Origin of the sequence: Gordonia westfalica, assembly GCF_900105725.1 — a bacterium.
Lineage (GTDB): Bacteria > Actinomycetota > Actinomycetes > Mycobacteriales > Mycobacteriaceae > Gordonia > Gordonia westfalica.
The window spans coordinates 528842-550489 of record NZ_FNLM01000034.1 but is presented as its reverse complement, the minus strand read 5'-3'; the positions used below and the strand labels follow the sequence as shown (position 1 = coordinate 550489).

19 protein-coding genes and 1 pseudogene are annotated in these 21648 nt (G+C 67.6%); 13 read left to right on the top strand and 7 right to left on the bottom strand.

Annotated features, from left to right (window positions below; all coding sequences use genetic code 11):
* Positions 1-37 precede the first annotated feature (37 nt).
* Both BLU62_RS07845 and BLU62_RS07840 read left to right on the top strand, forming a co-directional pair.
* Positions 38-421 carry a hypothetical protein gene (locus BLU62_RS07845; protein WP_074849005.1) on the top strand — a complete coding sequence of 128 codons (384 nt, stop codon included), beginning with the start codon at positions 38-40 and terminating at the stop codon, positions 419-421.
* A 97-nt stretch (positions 422-518) separates the two neighbouring features.
* Positions 519-1892 (top strand): IS30 family transposase, encoded by a 1374-nt coding sequence (locus BLU62_RS07840; RefSeq protein ID WP_074849004.1) that lies wholly within the window; start codon positions 519-521, stop codon positions 1890-1892.
* A 67-nt stretch (positions 1893-1959) separates the two neighbouring features.
* Here BLU62_RS07840 and BLU62_RS07835 read toward each other — a convergent pair whose 3' ends face one another.
* The 4 genes from BLU62_RS07835 to mptB form a co-directional block, all read right to left on the bottom strand.
* Positions 1960-2979 carry a COX15/CtaA family protein gene (locus BLU62_RS07835; protein ID WP_074849003.1) on the bottom strand — a complete coding sequence of 340 codons (1020 nt, stop codon included), beginning with the start codon at positions 2977-2979 and terminating at the stop codon, positions 1960-1962.
* Entirely contained in the window at positions 2976-3779 is an 804-nt protein-coding gene (locus tag BLU62_RS07830) for an ABC transporter permease (protein WP_084811760.1), read from the bottom strand. Before BLU62_RS07830 ends, BLU62_RS07835 begins: the two co-directional genes overlap by 4 nt.
* 11 nt (positions 3780-3790) lie before the next feature.
* Positions 3791-4729, bottom strand: coding sequence for an ABC transporter ATP-binding protein (locus BLU62_RS07825; RefSeq protein WP_074852759.1), 939 nt, complete (start codon positions 4727-4729; stop codon positions 3791-3793).
* A gap of 109 nt (positions 4730-4838) precedes the next feature.
* A complete protein-coding gene (gene mptB, locus BLU62_RS07820; RefSeq protein ID WP_074849002.1) occupies positions 4839-6674 on the bottom strand; it encodes a polyprenol phosphomannose-dependent alpha 1,6 mannosyltransferase MptB in 1836 nt (611 codons plus the stop codon).
* 175 nt (positions 6675-6849) lie between these two features.
* On the opposite strand from mptB, the gene BLU62_RS07815 reads away from it, so the two are divergent.
* From BLU62_RS07815 to BLU62_RS07770, 10 genes and pseudogenes are all read left to right on the top strand, one after another.
* Complete coding sequence (locus BLU62_RS07815; protein WP_099047838.1) at positions 6850-7650, top strand: helix-turn-helix transcriptional regulator; 801 nt, start codon at positions 6850-6852, stop codon at positions 7648-7650.
* Positions 7647-9101: a Fe-S cluster assembly protein SufB gene (gene sufB, locus BLU62_RS07810; protein WP_074849000.1), complete on the top strand. Its 1455-nt coding sequence runs from the start codon at positions 7647-7649 to the stop codon at positions 9099-9101. Before BLU62_RS07815 ends, sufB begins: the two co-directional genes overlap by 4 nt.
* Positions 9101-10288: a Fe-S cluster assembly protein SufD gene (gene sufD, locus BLU62_RS07805; protein ID WP_074848999.1), complete on the top strand. Its 1188-nt coding sequence runs from the start codon at positions 9101-9103 to the stop codon at positions 10286-10288. Before sufB ends, sufD begins: the two co-directional genes overlap by 1 nt.
* 55 nt (positions 10289-10343) lie before the next feature.
* Positions 10344-11117 carry a Fe-S cluster assembly ATPase SufC gene (gene sufC / locus BLU62_RS07800; protein ID WP_074848998.1) on the top strand — a complete coding sequence of 258 codons (774 nt, stop codon included), beginning with the start codon at positions 10344-10346 and terminating at the stop codon, positions 11115-11117.
* A gap of 28 nt (positions 11118-11145) precedes the next feature.
* A complete protein-coding gene (locus BLU62_RS07795) occupies positions 11146-12450 on the top strand; it encodes a cysteine desulfurase (protein WP_074848997.1) in 1305 nt (434 codons plus the stop codon).
* Positions 12451-12453: 3 nt separating this feature from the next.
* Positions 12454-12936, top strand: a complete 483-nt coding sequence (gene sufU, locus BLU62_RS07790; protein WP_074848996.1) for a Fe-S cluster assembly sulfur transfer protein SufU — start codon at positions 12454-12456, stop codon at positions 12934-12936.
* A pseudogene (locus tag BLU62_RS07785) lies at positions 12933-13333 on the top strand (metal-sulfur cluster assembly factor). Before sufU ends, BLU62_RS07785 begins: the two are co-directional and overlap by 4 nt.
* Positions 13334-13396: 63 nt before the next feature.
* Positions 13397-13768 (top strand): DnaJ family domain-containing protein, encoded by a 372-nt coding sequence (locus BLU62_RS07780; protein ID WP_074852757.1) that lies wholly within the window; start codon positions 13397-13399, stop codon positions 13766-13768.
* 75 nt (positions 13769-13843) lie between these two features.
* Positions 13844-15097 carry an acyltransferase family protein gene (locus BLU62_RS07775; RefSeq protein WP_074848995.1) on the top strand — a complete coding sequence of 418 codons (1254 nt, stop codon included), beginning with the start codon at positions 13844-13846 and terminating at the stop codon, positions 15095-15097.
* A gap of 24 nt (positions 15098-15121) precedes the next feature.
* Positions 15122-16117 (top strand): SGNH hydrolase domain-containing protein, encoded by a 996-nt coding sequence (locus BLU62_RS07770; protein ID WP_074848994.1) that lies wholly within the window; start codon positions 15122-15124, stop codon positions 16115-16117.
* A 27-nt stretch (positions 16118-16144) separates the two neighbouring features.
* Here BLU62_RS07770 and BLU62_RS07765 read toward each other — a convergent pair whose 3' ends face one another.
* Positions 16145-17296: a lycopene cyclase family protein gene (locus BLU62_RS07765; protein WP_074848993.1), complete on the bottom strand. Its 1152-nt coding sequence runs from the start codon at positions 17294-17296 to the stop codon at positions 16145-16147.
* A gap of 57 nt (positions 17297-17353) precedes the next feature.
* On the bottom strand, positions 17354-18169 hold the full coding sequence (locus BLU62_RS07760) for an SDR family oxidoreductase (RefSeq protein WP_074848992.1): 816 nt from the start codon (positions 18167-18169) through the stop codon (positions 17354-17356).
* A gap of 100 nt (positions 18170-18269) precedes the next feature.
* On the opposite strand from BLU62_RS07760, the gene BLU62_RS07755 reads away from it, so the two are divergent.
* Positions 18270-19898 carry an ABC-F family ATP-binding cassette domain-containing protein gene (locus BLU62_RS07755; RefSeq protein ID WP_074848991.1) on the top strand — a complete coding sequence of 543 codons (1629 nt, stop codon included), beginning with the start codon at positions 18270-18272 and terminating at the stop codon, positions 19896-19898.
* 88 nt (positions 19899-19986) lie between these two features.
* On the opposite strand, the gene BLU62_RS07750 is transcribed toward BLU62_RS07755, so the two are convergent.
* Positions 19987-21531: an AMP-binding protein gene (locus BLU62_RS07750; RefSeq protein WP_074848990.1), complete on the bottom strand. Its 1545-nt coding sequence runs from the start codon at positions 21529-21531 to the stop codon at positions 19987-19989.
* Between the last annotated feature and the right edge of the window lie 117 nt (positions 21532-21648).

The window sequence follows — 21648 nt, the reverse complement described above, 5'->3', positions numbered from 1 at the left end:
CCCATCCCGGTATCCGGATCACTCTGCGCCCACCGGTATGCTGAGCGTCATGACTGACAGTGCCGCCACCGACACCACAGCCACGCCGACGGTTCAGGCCCCGAGCGATGTCGTCGCCTCGGTGAAGAAGTTCGTCGCCCGCGAGGGCGGCAGCGCCAAGGTCGTCCTGCAGGCGATCGGTGCGGCCGGTGTCCGGATCACCCTCGTCGGTGACGCCGGCGGAGTCCTCGGTGACCGGGTGGTGGCCGACCTCGCGACCGCGCAGGCCGTCGTCGATGCCGTCGACGGCCTCGAGATCGCCGAGTGGGACCGCGACCTCACGTCGGAGACCACCGTCAAGCCGTCGCACTACCGGAAGATGGCCGGCTGGGTGGCCCGCCAGAAGCGCTTCCCGAAGGCGCGGAACCGCGCGATCCTCTGACGCGGCGGTTCTCTCCCGCAGACGAAGAAACGACCCCCGGCGACTTGGGTTCTAGTGATCCCCGCAACACCCTGGCTATCAGGGAGTTGCGGGGATCATGGTTTCTGCGGAGTTGAAGGAGCTGTTTTTCGAGGCGTTGGACCGTGAATACGGCAACGTGACAGCAGCGGCGCGCAGTGTGGGAGTCAACCGTGCCACGGCATATGGGTGGGTTCGTCGAGCCGGCTTACGTGGTCGCGGCAAACGGGGCACTTCCGGGCATCCAGGACGCGCTCGCTATGACGCGCTGCGCGCTGCCGGTGTCGGCCGCCGTGAGGCTGCCAAGCAAGTCGGAGTGCACATCCGCACCGCCCGGGACTGGGATAAAGGGATCCGCAAGATCGGCAACGCGCGCCTCCACCCCGATGGCCGTCGGATCGACTACAAGACCGGTGTGACCACTGTTGACACGCGACCGTCACTGGCCCGGATCGAAGCCCCACTGCATCCTCGGTTTCTCACCTTGTCCGAGCGGGAACAGATCGCCGACATGCGTCGCGCCGGCGACTCGCTGCGGGAGATCGGGCGCCAGCTGGGTCGGCCGGCATCGACGATCAAACGAGAAATCGATGCCTACTCCGTTTCTGGGGTGTATCGCCCTCATCGAGCCCAAAGAGACTGGGCAAGTTCGCGTTTACGACCAAAAGACTCCAAGCTGGCGGTCGGTGGACCGTTGCGGGATTACGTTTCGAACAAACTCGCCGAGCAATGGTCTCCCGAACAGATCAGTCACACTTTGATCATCGAATTCCCCGATGACGAGGCGATGCGAGTGAGTACCGAAACGATCTATCAGGCGATCTACGTCCAAGCCCGGGGGGGGTTGCGCCGCGAACTCGCCGACGCGTTACGCACCGGCCGCACCCACCGCAAACCTCACCGGTCCCCAGATCGACGCACCACCCGGTTCGTCGACGAGATGGTGATGATTTCCGATCGACCGGCCGAGGTCGAGGATCGGGCTGTGCCCGGTCACTGGGAGGGTGACCTCATCGTCGGCAGCCGGTCGGAATCAGCCATCGTGACGTTGGTCGAACGCTCGACTCGCTATGTGCTCCTCGGTCATCTACCCGGCGAGCACACGGCCGAAGCAGTCCGTGACGTACTGATCCCGCTGATCGGTTCTCTGCCCGAGCACCTGCGGGGATCGTTGACCTGGGACCAGGGCTGCGAGATGGCCGCCCACAAGCAGTTCAGCATCGCTACCAATGTGCCCGTCTACTTCTGCGACCCGCATTCACCCTGGCAGCGAGGCTCGAATGAGAACACCAATGGGCTACTGCGCCAATACTTTCCGAAGGGCACCGACCTGTCGGTGCACACTGCCGCAGACCTCGAACTCGTCGCCCAACGACTCAACAGTCGACCACGCAAAACGCTCGACTGGACAACCCCAGCCGAGCGTCTGCGTGATTTACTTGTACCCGTCTAACCAACCGGTGTTGCGAGGACCCCTAGAATCCGCCCGATCGCCGGGGGTCGTTTCTTCTGTCGGTGGGTCAGGCAGCGTCGACGCGCGGCTGGTCGGTGGCCTGTGCCACCAGAACCTGCCAGGTCGCGCCGATGAGGAGCAGTGCGCTGCCGAACATGTGCGCGATGACCAGCGCGACGGGTAGATCGGTGAAGTACTGGACGAAGCCGATCACGCCCTGCAGCACGAGCAGCGCCACGAAGACCAGCGCCGACCGCTGCTGCGGACGCGCGAACACGCGGGCGTACACCAGCGCGGCAAGGCCCAGCCCGACGAGGACGAACACCGCGTCGGCGTGGAGCTGGGTGGCGTTGTCGGGGTCGAGTCCGTTCCGTGGGGCGTCGACGTCGCCGGCGTGCGGGCCGGAGCCGGTGACCACCGTGCCGAGGTAGATGGTCACCCAGGTGACCACGTAGAGCAGCCAGGCGAGGTAGATGCCGAGTCGGCGGGTGGCCGTCGAGGGGGCGTCGGTGTCGACGACGGCGGGCTCGGTGGCGGTCGGGTAGGGGCGCATCCGGTAGACCAGGACGGTCGCCGCCGACACGAGCACCATCGACAGCACGAAGTGCAGGGCCACGACCCACGGGTTGAGGTCGGTGAGCACGGTGATGCCGCCGATCACGCCCTGGAACGGGATGCCGAGAGCGATCAGCGTGACCGTCCACTTGTCCCGACGCTCCGAACCCGCATAGCGGAGCACCGCGACGAAGGCGGCGATCGCGATGACGATCAGGACCCACGTGAGCATGCGGTTGCCGAACTCGATCGCGCCGTGGATGCCGAGTTCTCCGTGCGGCACGAAGGAGTCGTCGGTGCATCGCGGCCAGGTCGGGCAGCCGAGCCCGGAACCCGTGACGCGGACCGCGCCGCCGGTGGCGACGATGCCGACGTTCGAGACGAGCAGGGCGATCGCCCAGCGGTGTACGAATCGGGCCGTCGGCCGGCCGAATCCAGGGATGAACCGCCAGAAACCGCTCGCCACCCGCTGGGTGCCGTGCTCGTCGGGAGCCGTGCCGTCGGGTCGTGTCGAAGTCTGCGACGTCGTCATCGGAATCGGAACCACCTCACTGCCAAGGTGCCGGCCACCGCGGACCACACCAGCAAGACGCCCACCCCGAAGGCGTCGAACGAACCTCGTGCGGCCATTTCGAGGGCCTCACTGAGCGCACCCGAGGGGATGCACCGTGCGAACGTGTGCACGGCGCCGGGCACGTTGGAATCGACGACCACCAGGCTGCCGAGACCGATGAACGCGAACCACAGGAGGTTCGCCAGGGCCAGGACGACCTCGGCCTTCAGCGTGCCGCCGATCAGCAGACCGAGGGCCGCGAAACACGCCGTCCCGATGATGATCACGAGCGCGCCGATGAACAGGCCGATCGTGTCGGGACGCCATCCGAAGGCGAATCCGATGGCGCCGAGGATGACCGACTGCAGGGCCACCACGATCAGCACCGCCACCGACTTGCCGACGATGATGCCCCAGCGCGGGATCGGCGTGGCGCCGAGTCGTTTCAGGGCTCCGTACCGCCGGTCGAAGCCGACGGCGATGGCCTGGCCGGTGAAGGCCGTCGACATGATCGCGACCGTCAGGATCGCCGGGACGAAGAGGGTGGCGCGCTCGGCCGGACCGTCACCGAAGGTGGTGTTGATCGGGAGCAGGCACAACCCGATGAGAAGCGTGATCGGGATGAACATGGTGAGCAACAGCTGCTCACCGTTGCGGAGCAGGAGCTTGAGCTCGAGCGTCGACTGGGCGATGATCATCGCCGCCAGGGACGCCGGTCGCGGCGCAGGGCGGAACATGCCCTCGGGGAAGAGATCCGAGTCGGTCGCGGGGGAGTTCACTGCGGGGGAATTCACTGTCGTAGGGCCCGTCCGGTGAGGTCGAGGAACACGTCTTCGAGGCTGCGGGTCTCGACCCGGAGGTCGGTGGCGAGGACGTTGATCTTTGCGCACCAGGCGGTCACCGTGGCGAGGACCTGCGGGGTCATCGGGCCGATGACGAGGTAGGAGCCGGGATTGGGCTCGGTGCAGTGATAGCCCTCGGGCAGGGCGAGGGTCAGCATCGACAGGTCGAGCCCGCGGGGCGCGGTGAAACGCAGCTCGTTCTCGGCGCCGGTGCTGGTGAGATCGGCGGGCGTGCCCGCGGCGACCGCGCGCCCGTGATCGATGATCACGACCTGATCGGCGAGTTGCTCGGCCTCGTCCATGAGGTGGGTGGTGAGGAGGACGGACACGCCGTCGGCGCGGAGCCGGTCGACGAGCTCCCACACGACGAGACGTGCATGGGCGTCGAGGCCGGCGGTCGGCTCGTCGAGGAACACCAGTTCGGGACGGCCGACGATGGCGCAGGCGAGTGCGAGGCGCTGCTGCTGACCGCCGGAGAGCCTCCGGTAGGAGGTGCGCCGGACCTCGCGGAGGCCGAGCGCATCGATCAGGAACTCGGGGTCGATCGGGTCGGCCGAGTAGGCGGCGACCAGCCGCAACATCTCCTCGGCGCGGGCACCCGGGTAGGCGCCGCCGCCCTGCAGCATCACGCCGATGCGGCGTCGGAGTGCGTCGTTGTCGGCGATCGGATCGAGACCGAGGACGCGCACGGTACCGGCGTCGGGTGCGGTGAATCCCTCGCAGATCTCGACGGTGGTGGTCTTGCCCGCACCGTTGGGCCCCAGGAGCGCGAGGATCTGACCGCGTTCCACGGTCAGATCGAGCTTGTCGACGGCGGTGCGGTCACCGAAGGTCTTGACCAGTCCGCGTACCTCGACCGCGGGAACGCCCAGCGGACGATCGTTCATCCGATCGTCGTCGTTGATCTGCCGCGAAGTCGTGCTGTGCACACAGGTCAGACTAGGCGCTCGGACCCCGCGGACGAAAAACGCTGTTCGCGGGTACGACGGGGGATGGTCACGGTCTCGGCACGTTGTCGGCAGGCTCCGGGGTGTCCTTCCGGGCCCCGGTTCTGCGACGACGCCACGAGCGCGGTGACCGGTCCTCGAAGAAGAGTGCGGTGAGCGCTGCGACCATGATCACACCCGCCAGAAGGCCCTGCGCGAGAACGACTCCGCTGGTGTTGGAGCTCGTCGGCATCACGACGATGGCGATGATCGCGGACGCCGCGATGGTCGAGATCCGGAACCAGGCACCCGTCGCCCACGCCGCGAGCGGGATGACCGCCCAGAGGAGATACCAGGCCTGGACGAACGGAAAGAACAGGATGAATGTGGCCATTGACACACCCAGTGCGCCGAGCGGGTGCAGGCGTCCGCCGAGGGTCGCGAGCATCCACCGGATGATGAACAGACCCGCGACGAGCTGACCGATCGGGCGCGCGACGTCGAGGATCGCCTGGGTCTGCTCGCCGAGTCCGAGGGTCACACCGATCCGGCCCGTCGTCACCCCGAGCAGCGTCGGCATCGACATCCATGACCGGACGATCTCACCGGTCGACAGGGTGCCCGTCCAGCCGAATCCGAGCCCGGTCCCCAGTGAGATGCCGACCATCACGATGCCGAGCACCACCACATAGAAGCCGGCGGAGACGCAGAGGGCGTAGACGGACCATTTCGATCGGGTCCACCATTCGCGGATCGGCGCGTGCCGGAGGGCCGGCAGCGTGGCGCCCCAGCGCATGGCCAGGGCGATCCCGACGAAGCCGAGCGCGAGCATGGAGGCCACCTTGATCATCGCGGACGCCGCTATCACCGCGCCGCCGGCGATCAGTATCCACCCGGCTCTCGTGGGTATCAGCGTTCCCGGCTTCCGCAGCCGGTCGACGCCGTAGATGGCGCGGAAGCTCAGCTCGAGACCCACGAGCATCAGGCCGAGCATGAGTGCCTCGTTGTGGATGCCGCCCACCAGATGGAGGATCACGAGCGGGTTCATCGCGCCGAGCCACAGTGCCGCGACGGAGGACACCCCGCAGCGGCGTGCCAGCCGGGGCAACGCCCACACGATGAGTGCGACGCCGAGCAACGCGACGATGCGGTGCAGGAAGATCGCTGCGGTGATGTTCTCGCCGGTCACCTTGGTGATGCCCTCTCCGATCCATAGGAACAGCGGTCCGTAGGGAGCGGGGGTGTCGCGCCAGAGGTTGGGCACCGATCGGGTGAGGATGTGGTCGACGCCGAGGCCGCCCACCGGGCTCACCGAGTAGGGATCCATGCCTCGGAAGGCGATCGCGCTCTGGGCGAGATAGGAGTAGACGTCCTTGCTCAGCAGCGGGGGAGCCAGGACGATCGGCGTGATCCACAGCATGAGGGTCCGGTCGGCCTGGCGTCGGCTCATCCGACGCTCCGGACTGCGTCCGTGCAGCACCTCGACGCTGAATCGGCCCACCGCGAAGCGGCCGATCAGCAGCCAGGCGACCACCAGGGTGATCGTGCCGCCGATGGAGAGGGCGAGTGCGGTGCCGAACATCCGCGACGGCAGGGACAGCACGCGCATCCCGGCGACCGGGTTCTGCAGCACCGGAACCGCTCCGGTGCCGAGAGCACCGATCAGGATCAAGACGGAGCCGGTGGCGCCGAAGAGCTTGATGCGGCGGAGGCGACGGGTCTCCGCGGCGTTGAGGGGGCCGACCTCGCGTTCGTCGTCGTGTAGGCGGGCGACGGTCTTTCCGTAGTCGCCGCGCTGCTCGGTGGCATCGCCGGTCTCGGGGCCGACGGGGCGCTGTTTGCGCAGTCCGAGGTAGTTCAGCACGGTGAGCAGGTGATTCCACACGAGTCCGAAGAAGTCCGGCACGCGGCGGCCAGCTGTGGTTTCGGGCACACGACGACTGTAATCGGCGGCGGCCGATACCTCGCGACCACCCTTTATCCCGACAATCGCGACCTGCGGTCGAGAGTCGGACGCATCGCTAAGGGCACCCTTGCTGGCAGCGTGGAATCAATTACGTCACACTCGTGTTGTGAAAACCATGCGGAACGATGTTGTGCTGCCTTCGGGCGGCGGCAATGCCGTGCCCTCCGCTGGTGCGGCCGCCTCTCACACGACTGCCGGTGGTGTCGACGTCCACCACGACGGCCAGACGCGTGATGCCGTGGTGAACCTGCTCGTCGAGGACGGCCCGCTCACCGCCGGTGAGATCGGCGAACGTCTCGGTATCTCCGCTGCGGGAGTGCGTCGTCACCTCGACGCGCTCACCAGTGCCGGGGACATCGAGGTCGCGTCGACCGGTTTCGGCCAGCGCGGTCGTGGTCGTCCGGCTAAGTGGTTCCAGCTCACACCGGAGGGGCGCGGCAAGATGCGCCATGCCTATGACGACCTCGCCGGTGCCGCGATGCGCAAACTCCGTGACCTCGGCGGGCACGAAGCCGTCGCCGACTTCGCGCGGGAGCGTGTCGAACGGATCGTCGCCGATGTGTCGCCCAGTACCGACCCGGTGACCGTCTCCGACACGGTCGAGGAGATCGCCGACGCGCTGACCAGTGCCGGGTACGCCACCAACACCCGGCAGGTCGGCAACGGAATGCAGATCTGCCAGCATCACTGCCCGGTGGCGCATGTCGCCACCGAGTTCCCGGAACTCTGTGAGGCCGAGACCGCGGTCTTCACCGAATTGCTCGGCACGCATGTGCAACGCCTGGCGACCATCGCGAACGGCGACTGCGCCTGCACCACCCACGTGCCGATACATCCGCCGCCGGAGTCCGCGGAGTCTCCACCGCCCGACACCTCACAGACACTGCCCACGACAACCCGAAAGGCCACGCGATGACCGTCACCGAACCGGCCGCCACCACGCCGACCGCCCCGGCTCCCCTCACGCAGGAAGAGACGATTGCCGCCCTCGGCAAGTACGGCTACGGCTGGGCCGACTCCGACGTGGCCGGCGCCAGCGCCAAGCGCGGGTTGTCCCCGGCGGTCGTCGCCGACATCTCGGCCAAGAAGAGCGAGCCCGAGTGGATGCTCGAGCAGCGCCTCAAGGCACTGAAGATCTTCGACAAGAAGCCGATGCCGCACTGGGGCGCCGGACTCGAGGGCATCGACTTCGACAACATCAAGTACTTCGTGCGGTCCAGCGAGAAGCAGGCCGCCAGCTGGGACGACCTCCCCGAGGACATCAAGAACACCTACGACAAGCTCGGCATCCCGGAGGCGGAGAAGCAGCGCCTGGTCTCCGGCGTCGCCGCGCAGTACGAGTCCGAGGTCGTCTACCACTCGATCCGTGAGGACCTCGAGAAGCAGGGCGTGATCTTCCTCGACACCGACACCGCTCTCAAGGAGCACCCGGAGATCTTCCAGGAGTACTTCGGGTCGGTCATCCCCGCCGGTGACAACAAGTTCTCCGCGCTCAACACCGCGGTGTGGTCGGGTGGCTCGTTCATCTACGTCCCGCCGGGCGTCCACGTCGACATCCCGCTCCAGGCCTACTTCCGGATCAACACCGAGAACATGGGTCAGTTCGAGCGCACGCTGATCATCGTCGACGAGGGTGCCTATGTGCACTACGTCGAGGGTTGTACCGCGCCGATCTACAAGACCGACTCGCTGCACTCCGCGGTCGTCGAGATCATCGTGAAGAAGGGCGGCCGCTGCCGCTACACGACCATCCAGAACTGGTCGAACAACGTCTACAACCTGGTCACCAAGCGCGCCAAGGCCGAGGCCGGCGCCACCATGGAGTGGGTCGACGGCAACATCGGCTCCAAGGTGACCATGAAGTACCCGGCGGTCTGGCTGACCGGCGAGCACGCCAAGGGCGAGGTCCTCTCGGTCGCCTTCGCGGGCCCCGGCCAGCACCAGGACACCGGTTCCAAGATGGTGCACCTCGCGCCCAACACCTCGAGCAACATCGTCTCCAAGTCGGTGGCCCGTGGTGGCGGACGCGCGTCCTACCGCGGTCTGATCAAGATCAACAACGGTGCTCACGGCAGCCGTTCGACGGTGAAGTGCGATGCGCTGCTGGTCGACACCATCTCCCGCAGTGATACCTACCCCTATGTCGACATCCGCGAGGACGACGTCACGATGGGGCACGAGGCGACCGTCTCGAAGGTCAGCGACGACCAGCTCTTCTATCTGATGAGCCGTGGCTTGACCGAGGACGAGGCGATGGCCATGGTGGTCCGCGGCTTCGTCGAGCCGATCGCCAAGGAACTCCCGATGGAATACGCGCTCGAGCTCAACCGCCTGATCGAGCTTCAGATGGAAGGAGCCGTCGGCTGATGGCCGATCCGACACTCCCGGTCAACACACCGGGATCGCATTCGCCTGTCGTCAACAAGGGTGAGCAGTTCACCTCGTTCGACGTCAACGCCTTCGAGGTGCCCAGCCCTCGCGAAGAGGCCTGGCGCTTCACCCCGTTCCGCCGCCTGCGCGGTCTGCACGACGGTTCCGCACAGCGGACCGCCGAGGCGAGCGTCGAGGTCACCGGTGTGGCCGACGGCGTGAAGGTGGAGACCGTCGGCCGCGACGACGAGCGTCTCGGCCAGGGCGGCGTGCCCTTCGATCGGGTTGCCGCACAGGCGTACTCGTCGTTCACCCAGGCCACGGTGGTCACCGTCGGCCGCGAGGTCGAGCTCGCCGAGCCGGTCACCATCACCGTCACCGGTCCCGGTGAGGGCGAGACCGCGTTCGGGCACACCCAGGTCCGGCTCGAGCCCTTCGCCCGCGCCGTCGTGGTGCTCGATCAGAAGGGCGGCGGAACCTTCGCCGAGAACGTCGAATTCGTCGTCGGCGACAGCGCAGCGCTGACCGTCGTCAACGTGCACGACTGGGACGACGACGCCGTGCATGTCGTCGCGCATCACGTGCGGACCGGCCGCGACTCCGTGGTCCGGCACTTCGCGATCAGCTTCGGCGGCAACCTCGTCCGCCTGTCGCCGATCGTCCACTACGACGCGCCCGGCGGCGACGTCGAACTGTGGGGTCTGTACTTCGCCGACGCCGGTCAGCACCTCGAACAGCGACTCCTCGTCGACCACAGCCAGCCCAACTGCCGCTCGAACGTGGTGTACAAGGGTGCGCTGCAGGGCGATACGAGTGGCGACCGGGCGCGCGAGGCGCACACCGTCTGGGTCGGCGACGTGCTGATCCGCGCCGAGGCCGAGGGCACCGACACCTTCGAGCTCAACCGCAACCTGGTGCTCACCGACAATGCCCGCGCCGACTCGGTGCCGAACCTCGAGATCGAGACGGGCGAGATCGTCGGTGCCGGCCACGCCAGTGCCACCGGACGCTTCGACGACGAGCAGCTGTTCTACCTGCAGGCTCGCGGCATCCCCGAGGATCTGGCCCGACGCCTCGTGATCCGCGGATTCTTCGGCGAGGTGATCGCCAAGATCGGTGTGCCCGAGCTGCGTGAGCGACTGTCCGCCGCCGTCGAGCGCGAGCTCGAACTCTCGGGCGCCTGAGCAGCTTTCGCGCCTGACCACGAACCTCCCACAGCCTGTAAGAGAGACACAGAACATGACCACACTGGAAATCCGTGACCTGCACGTCGACGTCGCCCAGACCGACGCCGACGCCGAGCCCATCCACATCCTCAAGGGTGTCGACCTGACCGTGAAGTCCGGTGAGACGCACGCGATCATGGGCCCCAACGGCTCGGGCAAGTCGACGCTGTCCTACGCCATCGCCGGCCACCCGAAGTACCAGGTGACCTCGGGGTCGATCACCCTCGACGGCGAGGACGTGCTGGAGATGAGCGTCGACGAGCGTGCGCGTGCCGGCCTGTTCCTGGCCATGCAGTACCCCGTCGAGGTGCCCGGCGTCTCGATGTCGAACTTCCTGCGCACCGCCGCCACCGCGGTCCGCGGCGAGGCCCCGAAGCTGCGCCACTGGGTCAAGGAGACCAAGGAGGCGATGACCGCGCTGGAGATCGATCCGTCGTTCTCCGAGCGCAGCGTCAACGAGGGCTTCTCCGGCGGCGAGAAGAAGCGCCACGAGATCCTTCAGCTCGATCTGCTCAAGCCGAAGATCGCCATCCTCGACGAGACCGACTCCGGTCTCGACGTCGACGCGCTGCGCGTCGTGAGCGAGGGTGTCAACCGCTACAAGGAGCGCGACAACGGTGGCGTGCTGCTGATCACGCACTACACGCGCATCCTCCGCTACATCAAGCCGGACTTCGTGCACGTGTTCGTCAACGGCCGCGTCGTCGAGTCGGGCGGCTCCGAGCTGGCCGACGTGCTCGAGGAGAACGGCTACGAGCGGTTCACCTCGGCGGCGAAGGCCGGCTGAACCAAACACCTGGAGGAGGTGCACGTAGGTGACACTCTCGCCTGAGACGACAACCGCAGGGACGACGCCGGCGGGTGCCGCGGCATTCGACGTCGACGCTCTGCGGGCGGACTTCCCGATCCTGTCGCGCACCGTTCGCGATGAGAAGCCGCTGGTGTACCTCGATTCCGGGGCCACCTCGCAGCGGCCGGTCCAGGTGCTCGACGCCGAGCGGTACTTCCTGACGCACCACAATGCGGCGGTGCATCGGGGAGCCCATCAGCTCGCCGAAGAGGCCACCGACGCCTACGAGGACGCGCGCGAGGTCATCGCCGGGTTCGTCGGGGCGTCGTCGGATCAGTTGGTGTTCACCAAGAACGCCACCGAGGCGCTCAATCTGGTGACCTACACCCTCGGTGACCCGCGCTCGGCGTCGGTCCTGGGCGGATCGGCACTGGGCCCGGGCGACACCGTGGTCATCACCGAGCTCGAGCATCACGCGAATCTGGTTCCGTGGCAAGAACTCTGTCGCCGGACCGGCGCGACCCTGCGCTGGTACGGCGTGACCGACGACGGTCGCATCGACCTGGACTCGCTGACGCTCGACGAGACGGTGAAGGTCGTGTCCTTCACCCACCAGTCGAACGTCACCGGTGCGGTCGCCGATGTCGCCGAACTCGTGTCGCGCGCACGCGCCGTCGGCGCGCTGGTCGTGCTCGACGCCTGCCAGTCGGTGCCGCACATGCCGGTCGACCTCACCGCGCTCGACGTCGACTTCGCCGCATTCTCCGGGCACAAGATGTTCGGCCCCAGCGGTGTCGGCGCGCTGTACGGTAAGAGCGAACTCCTGGATGCGTTGCCGCCGTTCATCACCGGCGGCTCGATGATCGAGACCGTCACGATGGAGGTGTCGACCTACGCGCCGCCGCCCCAGCGTTTCGAGGCGGGCGTGCCGATGACGTCGCAGGTCGTGGGTCTCGGTGCCGCGGTGCGCTACCTGCAGGCAATCGGCATGGAAGCCGTTGCCGCCCACGAACACGCGCTCGTCGGATACGCACTGTCCCGACTCGGTGAGATCGACGGTCTGCGGATCATCGGACCGGCCACCACGGAGAATCGCGGGGGAGCGGTGTCCTTCCTGGTCGACGGCATCCATGCCCACGACCTCGGACAGATCCTCGACGACGAGGGCGTCGCCATCCGTGTCGGTCACCACTGCGCGTGGCCGTTGCATCGCCGGTTCGGCGTGGCCGCGACCGCGCGCGCTTCGTTCGCCGCCTACAACACGCTCGCCGAGGTCGACGCGCTCGCCGCGGCGATCGTCAAGGCGCAGACGTTCTTCGGGGTGAACTGAATCATGCGGATGGAGCAGATGTACCAGGAAGTGATCCTGGACCACTACAAGCACCCGCACGGTCGTGGCCTGCGCGAGCCGTTCGGCACCGAGGTGCACCACGTCAATCCGACCTGCGGCGACGAGGTGACCCTGCGCGTCGCGGTCTCCGACGACGGAACGACGATCGACGACGTGTCCTACGACGGCCAGGGATGTTCCATCTCGCAGGCCTCGACGTCGGTGCTGTACGACCTGATCGTCGGCCAGTCGGTCGGCGAGGCCCTGGCCATCGTCGAGTCGTTCAACGCGATGATGACCTCCCGCGGTAAGGATCCGGGCGACGAGGACGTCATCGGTGACGGCATCGCGTTCACCGGCGTCAGCAAGTACCCCGCGCGCGTCAAGTGCGCACTCCTCGGCTGGATGGCGTTCAAGGATGCGCTCGCCCAGACCATGGACGTTCACGCTACCGACAGCCACGACAGAGAAGCGGAGACAGCATGAGCGACGAGACCACCACAGCGACAGACACCGGCCCGGTCGCGGACACCACCCCGGCAGGTACCCCGCGGCGCCCGCGACCTCGCTCCCGGCCCTCGAGGACGTCGAAGAGGCGATGCGCGACGTCGTCGACCCCGAGCTGGGGATCAACGTCGTCGACCTCGGACTCGTCTACGGCATCGAGGTGACCGACGACGCCGTCGCGAAGATCGACATGACCCTCACGTCGGCGGCCTGCCCGCTGACCGACGTCATCGAGGATCAGTCGCGCGGCGCCCTGGTCGGCAGCGGTCTGTGCACCGATCTCGAGATCAACTGGGTGTGGCTGCCGCCGTGGGGCCCCGACAAGATCACCGACGACGGCCGCGAACAGCTTCGAGCCCTGGGCTTCACCGTCTAGGCCCCTGCTCACGGGCATGACGTCGTGGTTCATTCCGGGCGATTCGAGTCACGCGTCGAGCGGATGATCCGTGAGGCGACCGAACGCGGCGAGTTCGACAACCTGCCGGGTGCCGGGAAGCCCCTCGACCTCTCCGACAGCGACGATCCCGACTGGTGGGTCAAGCGCAAGATCCGCGACGAGGACCTGGACACCTCGGCGCTCCTCCCGGCGCCGCTACAGCTGCGCCGGGAAGCGCAGGATTTCCCGGAGTCGTTGCGCGGGATCGCCGACGAGTCCGCGGTCCGCGACATCCTCCTCGACTTCAACCGCCGCGTCCGGGAGGCCCTCCTGGCCTCGCGCCAGGTTGCGTTGCCGCACAGCGTGGTCGCGCACACCGTCGACGTCGAGGACATGGTTCGCCGTTGGCGAGTGACCCGCCGGGGACCAAGTTGAGGCTAGCCTAACCTGCATGCTAACTTTCCCGTCAGGAGCTGCGCAGCAAGCTCACCGGGGACGAAGGCGGGCAGGGTGGCGGTTGCAGTCGATGCCGTGCGCGGTGAACAACCGCAGCCGTCCTATCGGGAACGCTGGCTCGACGTCCAGGGTCTGCGCGCGGTAGCGGTTCTGGTCGTCGTCCTCGACCATGTCGGAATGCCTGGTTTCCCAGGGGGATTCGTCGGCGTCGACGTCTTCTTCGTGATCTCCGGCTACGTGATCACCCGAATGCTCCTGCGGCGGCCGGGTCGGTCGGACTCCACGCAGTCGCAAGGGGCCTGGTTCCTCGACTTCTACGCGAAACGCGCTCGTCGCATCGTCCCGGCGGCCACCCTGGTGATCGCGCTGACCGTCATCGCTACCTTCGAACTCACCAACTTCCTTCGCGGAGCACGGGTTCTGCCGGATGCGACGTCCGCCTCACTGTTCCTCGCCAACTTCCATTTCATCGCCACCGGAACCGACTACGCCCGACTGGGTGGTGATCCGTCCCCGCTGCAGCACTACTGGTCGCTGGCGGTGGAGGAGCAGTTCTACCTGGTCTGGCCGTCGGTGGTGCTCGTGGCAATCGTCGGCGCGGCCCGGACCCGACGGGTCACGTTGCGGCAGATGCTCGTCGGGCTCCTGATCGCCATCGTCGCGGTCAGCTACCTGTACTCGATCATGTTGACCCCTGCCAACGGGGTCGCGGCGTTCTTCTCGCCGCTGACCCGGGCCTGGGAGTTGGCCATCGGTTGCCTGATCGCGGTGGCCGGGCCGTGGCTGGCGGCCAAGATCGCGACCAGTCCGGTCACGGCGACGATCCTGGGCTGGTCCGGCGTCGCGGCAATCGCATGGGCGGTCACCTGTCTCGACGACAGCAGTCGATTCCCGGGCTGGGTGGCCGCGATCCCGGTGCTCGGCGCCGCAGCGATCCTCGTCGCCGGGATGCGAGAGAAGCCGACGGCCCCGGCCGCAGTGCTGGGCACTCGCACCTTCGTCTACATCGGCGACCTCTCCTACTCGCTCTACCTCGTGCACTGGCCGATCTTCACGATCACCGCCGCCCGCATCGGCGACGACTTCTCCCTTCCCGTGCAGTTGTTGCTCATCGCAGCGTCTTTCGTGCTCGCCGCGGCCATGTATCACGCATTCGAGAACCCGATCCGGCGATCACACACCCTCGCGACGCGGCCGTGGCCGAGCCTGGCCATCGTCCCGGTGAGCATCGCCGTGGTCTTCGCGGTCGCGGCGTTCGAGCGCTACCGATGGGCCCTCCCGGTTCCCCTTGTTCAACAGTTGTTCTGAGAGTTCTGCGAAAGGATCATTTCGATGGCGATGCGTTTCACCGCCAGAACCGCCGCGGTCGTGGCGATGTGCGCCGCGATGCTGCTGGCCGGATGTCAGGCCGCGGTGACCGAGCGACCCGACGCGCCGCAGGGGCCGTCGTCGGCACCCGTCCCGGCGGCGGTGTCGCAAGCCGAGGTGCTGGACGCGGTGAAGGCCGCGGCCACCCTGCGTGACCTCCCGTCGAGCATCTCGAGTAACGAATTGCTCGCCGCCAGCGGCGATTACACGGAGCAGTGGTCGATCAGGGGATGCGAACCGGGGCTGGAGCAGAGTCGCCTCGACGACATCGGGCCCTGCGTTCTCGGCGACACGACCAGCGAGCGGACGATGGCTCTGGTCGGTGACTCGGCCGCGGCCATGTGGCACCCGGCTCTCGATCTCATCGGCAAGCGCGCGGGTTGGCGGGTACTCGCGCTGACCAAGAGCAACTGCGGTCCCGCGTCGCTGACCTACTACCAGTGGCAGCTCAAGCGCGCCTACACCGAGTGCGACGACTGGCAGGACTGGCGGATGGAGACCATCCGTCAGGAGAAGGCCGAGATCGTCGTGCTGGCCGGGTTCTTCGACGGCGGCAACCAGGGACCCGGCAAGGACACGACCCCGCAGGTGTGGCGCGACGCCCTGGCGAAGACGATCCGAGCGCTTCCCGAGGGAACGAAATCCTTTGTGCTCGGCGCCATCCCGAGTCGATCGGAGAGCCCGGCCGAGTGCGTGGCGTCGAACACCACCGATCTCACGCGGTGCGCGGTGCCGGCCGCCGAGGCCCTGCCGGACCAGTCGGGGTGGTCGGGTGCCGCGGAACTCACGGGCCAGACCTACGTCGACGTCGACGCGTGGTTCTGCACCGACGTCTGCCCGGCGGTGATCGCCGACCAGCTCGTCTACTCGGGACGGTTCCACATCGCGGGCGGGTACGCCGAGTACCTGTCGGGATCGATCGAGGAGATCATGTCCCCGGCGCTGGCCGCGCGGAGCTGACCGGTCGGCTCGACAGGGAGGGTGAGGTCAGCCTCGCGGAAGGTGCGGAGCCGACCCGACGTCGCCCGCCCACGCCGGGGTCGACATGGCGCCGCGGGCAACGACGACCCGCGTCCGCATGTCGACGGCCCGGATCACCCGGGTCATCGCGCCCATCGTGCCCGTCAGGTCGTCGCGCCGGCTGAGGTAACTGCGCTGCGCCTCGATCGGCATCGCGAAGAACGCCTCGAAGAAGGCGATCGTCTGGGTCGGGCTGAGGCGCAGGAGAGCGCTGAGTCCGCGTAGCCGAAGGTTGTGGACGGCACGGGTGTTGGCCGGCCACAACTCCGTCGCCGGGTCGTGGCCCGCGGCGAGGGCGCCGACCACCTCGTCGACGCACATCAGCGAGGTGGCGACGCTGTACCCGGTCGTCGGATTCTTGAATCCGCCTGCGGCGCCGAATCGGAACGTCGGATCCCGCCACGGCTGCGGTGATGAGCCGGTCAGCGGGAACGCGACGTGTTCGACCCGGCGGATGTCCGACGGCAACCCGCCGAGCCGGACGTCGAGCCGGCGCTTCAGCTCGTCGAGGTCGAGCGCCGGCGACCCCGCCAGGCATGTCTCCTCCAGCAGGTACTCGTCCCCGCCGAGCGGCACCACATAGAGGAACGACGGCAGCGACCGACGGTCGACGATCCCGCCGCGCCAGTCCATCAGCAGTGTGTCGTGGTCCTCGAGAACGGGTGCGGCCGTGGCCTTGTCGACGACGATGCCGTAGGCGGTCTGCCGCGGCGCCTCATGGGGGAGTGCGCCCCGGCAGTCCACCACCACATCGCCGGTCAGTACCCGGCCGGACTCGAGATGCACTCGCGCGCCGTCGATCCCGGCGACCCGGTCGGTCACGATCTCCGCGCCGTCGAGCGTCAGGGAGCGCTGTAGACCGGGGGTGTCGAAGACGGTGTAGCCGCGGTCCACCTCCTCGAGGGCGGTACCGGCGACGCCGACGCGTTCGAGTCGGGCCGCGAAGGCCGTGGGATCGAGCCAGCCGGGCAGCTCGTCGGACCAGCAGGCGAAGGTGGACTGCCATACCCGGTCGGGATGGGTGTCGACCACGGTCACGGGTACCGAGGCGGCGAGCAGTCGGTGCGCCAGCGCACGTCCGGCCGGTCCCGCACCTACGACGATCACTCCAGAGTTCACACCTCGTCCTTCGTCACGGATGATGATCGGGACGGGAACCGTTCCGCCCGGGTTCCATCATGAACCACCGGTGGCAAGCATGCCGCCGTCGACCGCGAGGGTCTCGCCGGTGATCCACGCCGACTCGTCACTGGCGAGGAAGGCGACCGCACGGGCGACGTCCTCGGGCTCGCCGATGCGCTTCATCGGGTACGACGCCGCGGCGCGGGCCTCGTTCTCGCCCTCGATCAGGCCGGACGCGAACTTGGTACGGATGATCGAGGGTGCGATCGCGTTCACGCGGATGTTCGGGCCCAGCTCCCACGCCAGTTCTGCGGTGAGGCGGATGAGTGCTGCCTTGGACGTGCCGTACGCCGCGATCACGCCCGTGGACCGGAGGCCGGCCACGGACGAGATGTTGACCACCGAGCCGCCGGTGTCCTTCATGCCCGCCTTGTAGGCCTCCTGGACGAAACCGAGGGCGGCGACGACGTTGGTGTCGAAGGTCTTGCGGTAGGCGTCGAGGTCGGCGTCCATCAGCGGGCCGGCGAGGGGTGCGATGCCCGTGTTGTTGACGAGGATGTGGATTCCGCCGCCCTGCTCGACCGCTGCGGCGACGGCGCCGGCGCGATGATCGGGATCGCCGGTGTTGCCCGCGAACGCGGTCACCACCGCGCCCGGGACGGCCTGACGGATACGCTCCGCGGCTTCGGCGAGGGGCTCCGGCTTGCGGCTCGTGATGACCACCGAGGCGCCCCGGCGGGCGAGCTCGGTGGCGATTCCCTCGCCGATGCCCCGGCTGGCCCCGGTGACCAGAGCGGAACGGCCGGTGAGGTCGGATGTCTGGGGGAACGATGATTGGGGAAACGTTGTGGATTGCGTCACGTCTGCCACCGTATCGGTCCACCGTGTCGCGGCGGGGCGACTCCGTGGCGTGGTCTCCGACCTCTTCGGTGGACAAAGCACTCGCTGGACCCCGGTAGACTGGTCCGTCGTGATCACCGCGACCGACCTGGAGGTACGAGCGGGCGCTCGGACCCTGTTGTCGGCGCCCGGCGACGCCCTCCGTATCCAGCCCGGCGACCGGATCGGCCTAGTGGGCCGCAACGGCGCCGGCAAGACCACCACCCTGCGCATCCTGGCCGGCGAGACGGAGCCCTACGCGGGCACCATCCGCCGCTCGGGCGAACTCGGCTACCTGCCGCAGGATCCCAAGGAGGGCGACCTCGACGTCCTCGCCAAGGATCGCGTGCTCTCCGCGCGCGGGCTCGACGAGATCCTGCGCGACATGGAGAAGCAGCAGGCCCTGATGGCCGAGGCCGCCGACGACAAGGTGCGCGACAAGGCCGTCGCCCGCTACGGCCGCCTCGAGGAGCGCTTCGCCGCTCTCGGCGGCTATGTCGCCGAGTCCGAGGCCGCCCGCATCTGTAACAGCCTGGGCCTGCCGGACCGCGTGCTCAACCAGCCGCTGCGTACCCTCTCAGGTGGTCAGCGCCGACGCATCGAGCTCGCACGAATCCTGTTCGCCGCCTCCGACGGCTCCGGGAAGTCCGACACCACGTTGCTGCTCGACGAGCCGACCAACCACCTCGACGCCGACTCCATCACGTGGCTGCGCAGCTTCCTGCAGAACCATGAGGGCGGACTCGTCGTGATCAGCCACGACGTCGACCTGCTCTCCGACGTCGTGAACCGTGTCTGGTTCCTCGACGCCGTACGCGGTGAGGCCGACATCTACAACATGAGCTGGAAGCGCTACCTCGACGCGCGCGCCACCGACGAACAGCGTCGCCGGCGCGAGCGTGCCAACGCCGAGAAGAAGGCCTCCGCCCTGCGTACGCAGGCCGCGAAGCTCGGTGCCAAGGCCACCAAGGCCACCGCCGCGCAGAACATGCTCAAGCGCGCCGAGCGCATGATCGACGAGCTCGACGACGAGCGGGTGGCCGACCGCACCGCGCGGATCCGGTTCCCGGAGCCAGCCGCCTGCGGCAAGACCCCGCTGATGACCTCGGGTCTGTCGAAGAGCTACGGCTCGCTGGAGATCTTCACCGGCGTCGACCTCGCGATCGACAAGGGCAGCCGCGTCGTCGTGCTGGGCCTGAACGGCGCCGGCAAGACGACGCTTCTGAAAATGCTTGCGGGCGTGGAGAAGCCGGACACCGGCCGCCTCGAGCCCGGGTACGGGCTCAAGATCGGGTACTTCGCGCAGGAACACGACACCCTCGACGATCAGGCATCGGTGTGGGAGAACATCCGCCACGCCGCCCCCGACGCGGGCGAGCAGGAACTCCGAAGCCTGCTGGGCGCCTTCATGTTCACCGGTCCGCAGCTCGAGCAGCCGGCCGGGACCCTGTCCGGTGGTGAGAAGACCCGCCTCACACTGGCCGGTCTCGTGTCGTCGGCGGCCAACGTCCTGCTGCTCGACGAGCCGACCAACAACCTCGACCCCGTGTCACGCGAGCAGGTGCTCGATGCGCTGCGCAGCTACACCGGGGCCGTCGTCCTCGTGACCCACGACCCCGGTGCCGCCGCCGCTCTCGATCCGCAACGCGTGATCCTGCTGCCCGACGGCACCGAGGATCACTGGAGCGACGAGTACCAGGAGCTCATCGAGCTCGCCTGACCCTTCGTGGCTCGCTTCGCTCGCACCTCAGGGAGCAGTGGCTCGCACCTCAGGGAGCGGTGGCGCGACCGCTCCCTGAGGGATCGAACTAACCTGCGGGCCAGTACTTCTTGCGCAGTTCGCCCTTCACCAGCTTGCCGGTGGGCGTGCGCGGCAGTTCGTCGACGAAGTCGACCGACCGCGGCGCCTTGTAGGCGGCGATGCTGTCCTTGGTGAACGCGATGAGCTCGTCGGCCAGTTCGTCGGACGGCTCATATCCCTCGCCGAGCTGCACGCACGCCTTGGCGACCTCGCCGAGATCCGGCTCGGGGACACCGATCACCGCGACATCGAAGACCGCGGGATGGTTGATGAGGACGTTCTCCGCCTCCTGCGGGTAGATGTTGACCCCGCCGGAGATGATCATGAAGGCCTTGCGGTCGGTCAGATACAGGTAGCCGTCGGCGTCGACGTACCCGACATCGCCTGTGGTCGACCAGTTCTCGTGCTCCGGGTGCTGAGCCTTGCGGGTCTTCTCCGGATCGTTGTGGTACTGGAAGGTCACGTCCTCACGTTCGAAGAAGACCTGCCCGACCTCGCCGACCGGCAGTTCCTTGCCGTCCTCGTCGCAGATGTGGATGACGCCGAGCAGTGGCTTGCCGACCGAACCGGGATGATCGAGCGCCTCCTGCGGACCGATGAACGTCGCGCCGGCGGCCTCGGTGGATGCGTAGTACTCGTGGACCACCGGGCCCCACCACTCGATCATGGCCCGCTTCACCTCGACCGGGCAGGGCGCGGCGGCGTGGACCGCGACCTCGAGGCTGCTGACGTCGTAGGAGTTGCGGACCTCTTCGGGCAGCTTCAGCATGCGGATGAACATGGTGGGCACCCACTGGCTGTGCGTGACCTTGTGGTTCTGGATGGCGGCCAGTGCTGCCTCGGGCTCGAAGCGGTCGAGCATGATCACGGTTCCGCCGACCGAGTTGGTCACGCCGCAATAGCGCAGCGGCGCAGCGTGGTACAGCGGTGCGGGGGACAGGTAGACGGAGTTCTCGTCGAAGCCGTACATGGGCGCGAAGATCGCCGTGTAGGTGTCGGGGATCTGGTCGACCTGACCGTCGGGCATGGGGGTCTTGATCCCCTTGGGGCGGCCGGTGGTTCCCGACGAGTAGAGCATGTCGGTGCCGCGCGGCTGATCGGTCCGCGGCTCGGCGGAGGCATTCGCGAGCACCTTGTCGTAGCTGTCGAAACCCTGGAGATCACCACCCCAGACGACTCGGCGGCCGGTGCCGGTGAGGGCCTCGATCTCGCCGGAGCGCGCCACGGCGTCGGCGACCGATGCGCCCGCGAACAGCACCTGTGCGTTGCAGTCCTCGAGGATGTAGTTGGTCTCGGCGGCCGTCAGGTGATGATTGATGGCGGTCACGTACAGGCCGCTGCGCAGCGCCGCCCAGTACACCTCGAAGACGTGGAGATCGTTGGCCGACACCACGGCGATGTTGTCGCCGCGCTGGAGGCCCAGAGACTCCAGGTAGTTGGCGAGCCTGGTCGAGTTCTCGTCGAGCTGGCGGTAGGTCAGCTGCTCGCCGGTGGCGGCACGGACGACGGCGGGCTTGTCCGGAGTGGACTTGGCGAAGACTCCAGGGAACAAGGGTGCACTCCTCTGACGAAGGGGACATTCACCCTGAACGACCGTTATCTAACGATCGTTCAGGGTGTCGTGTGTCACAGTACCCTAGGCCTCGGGATCGACCTCACTGTCGTTGCC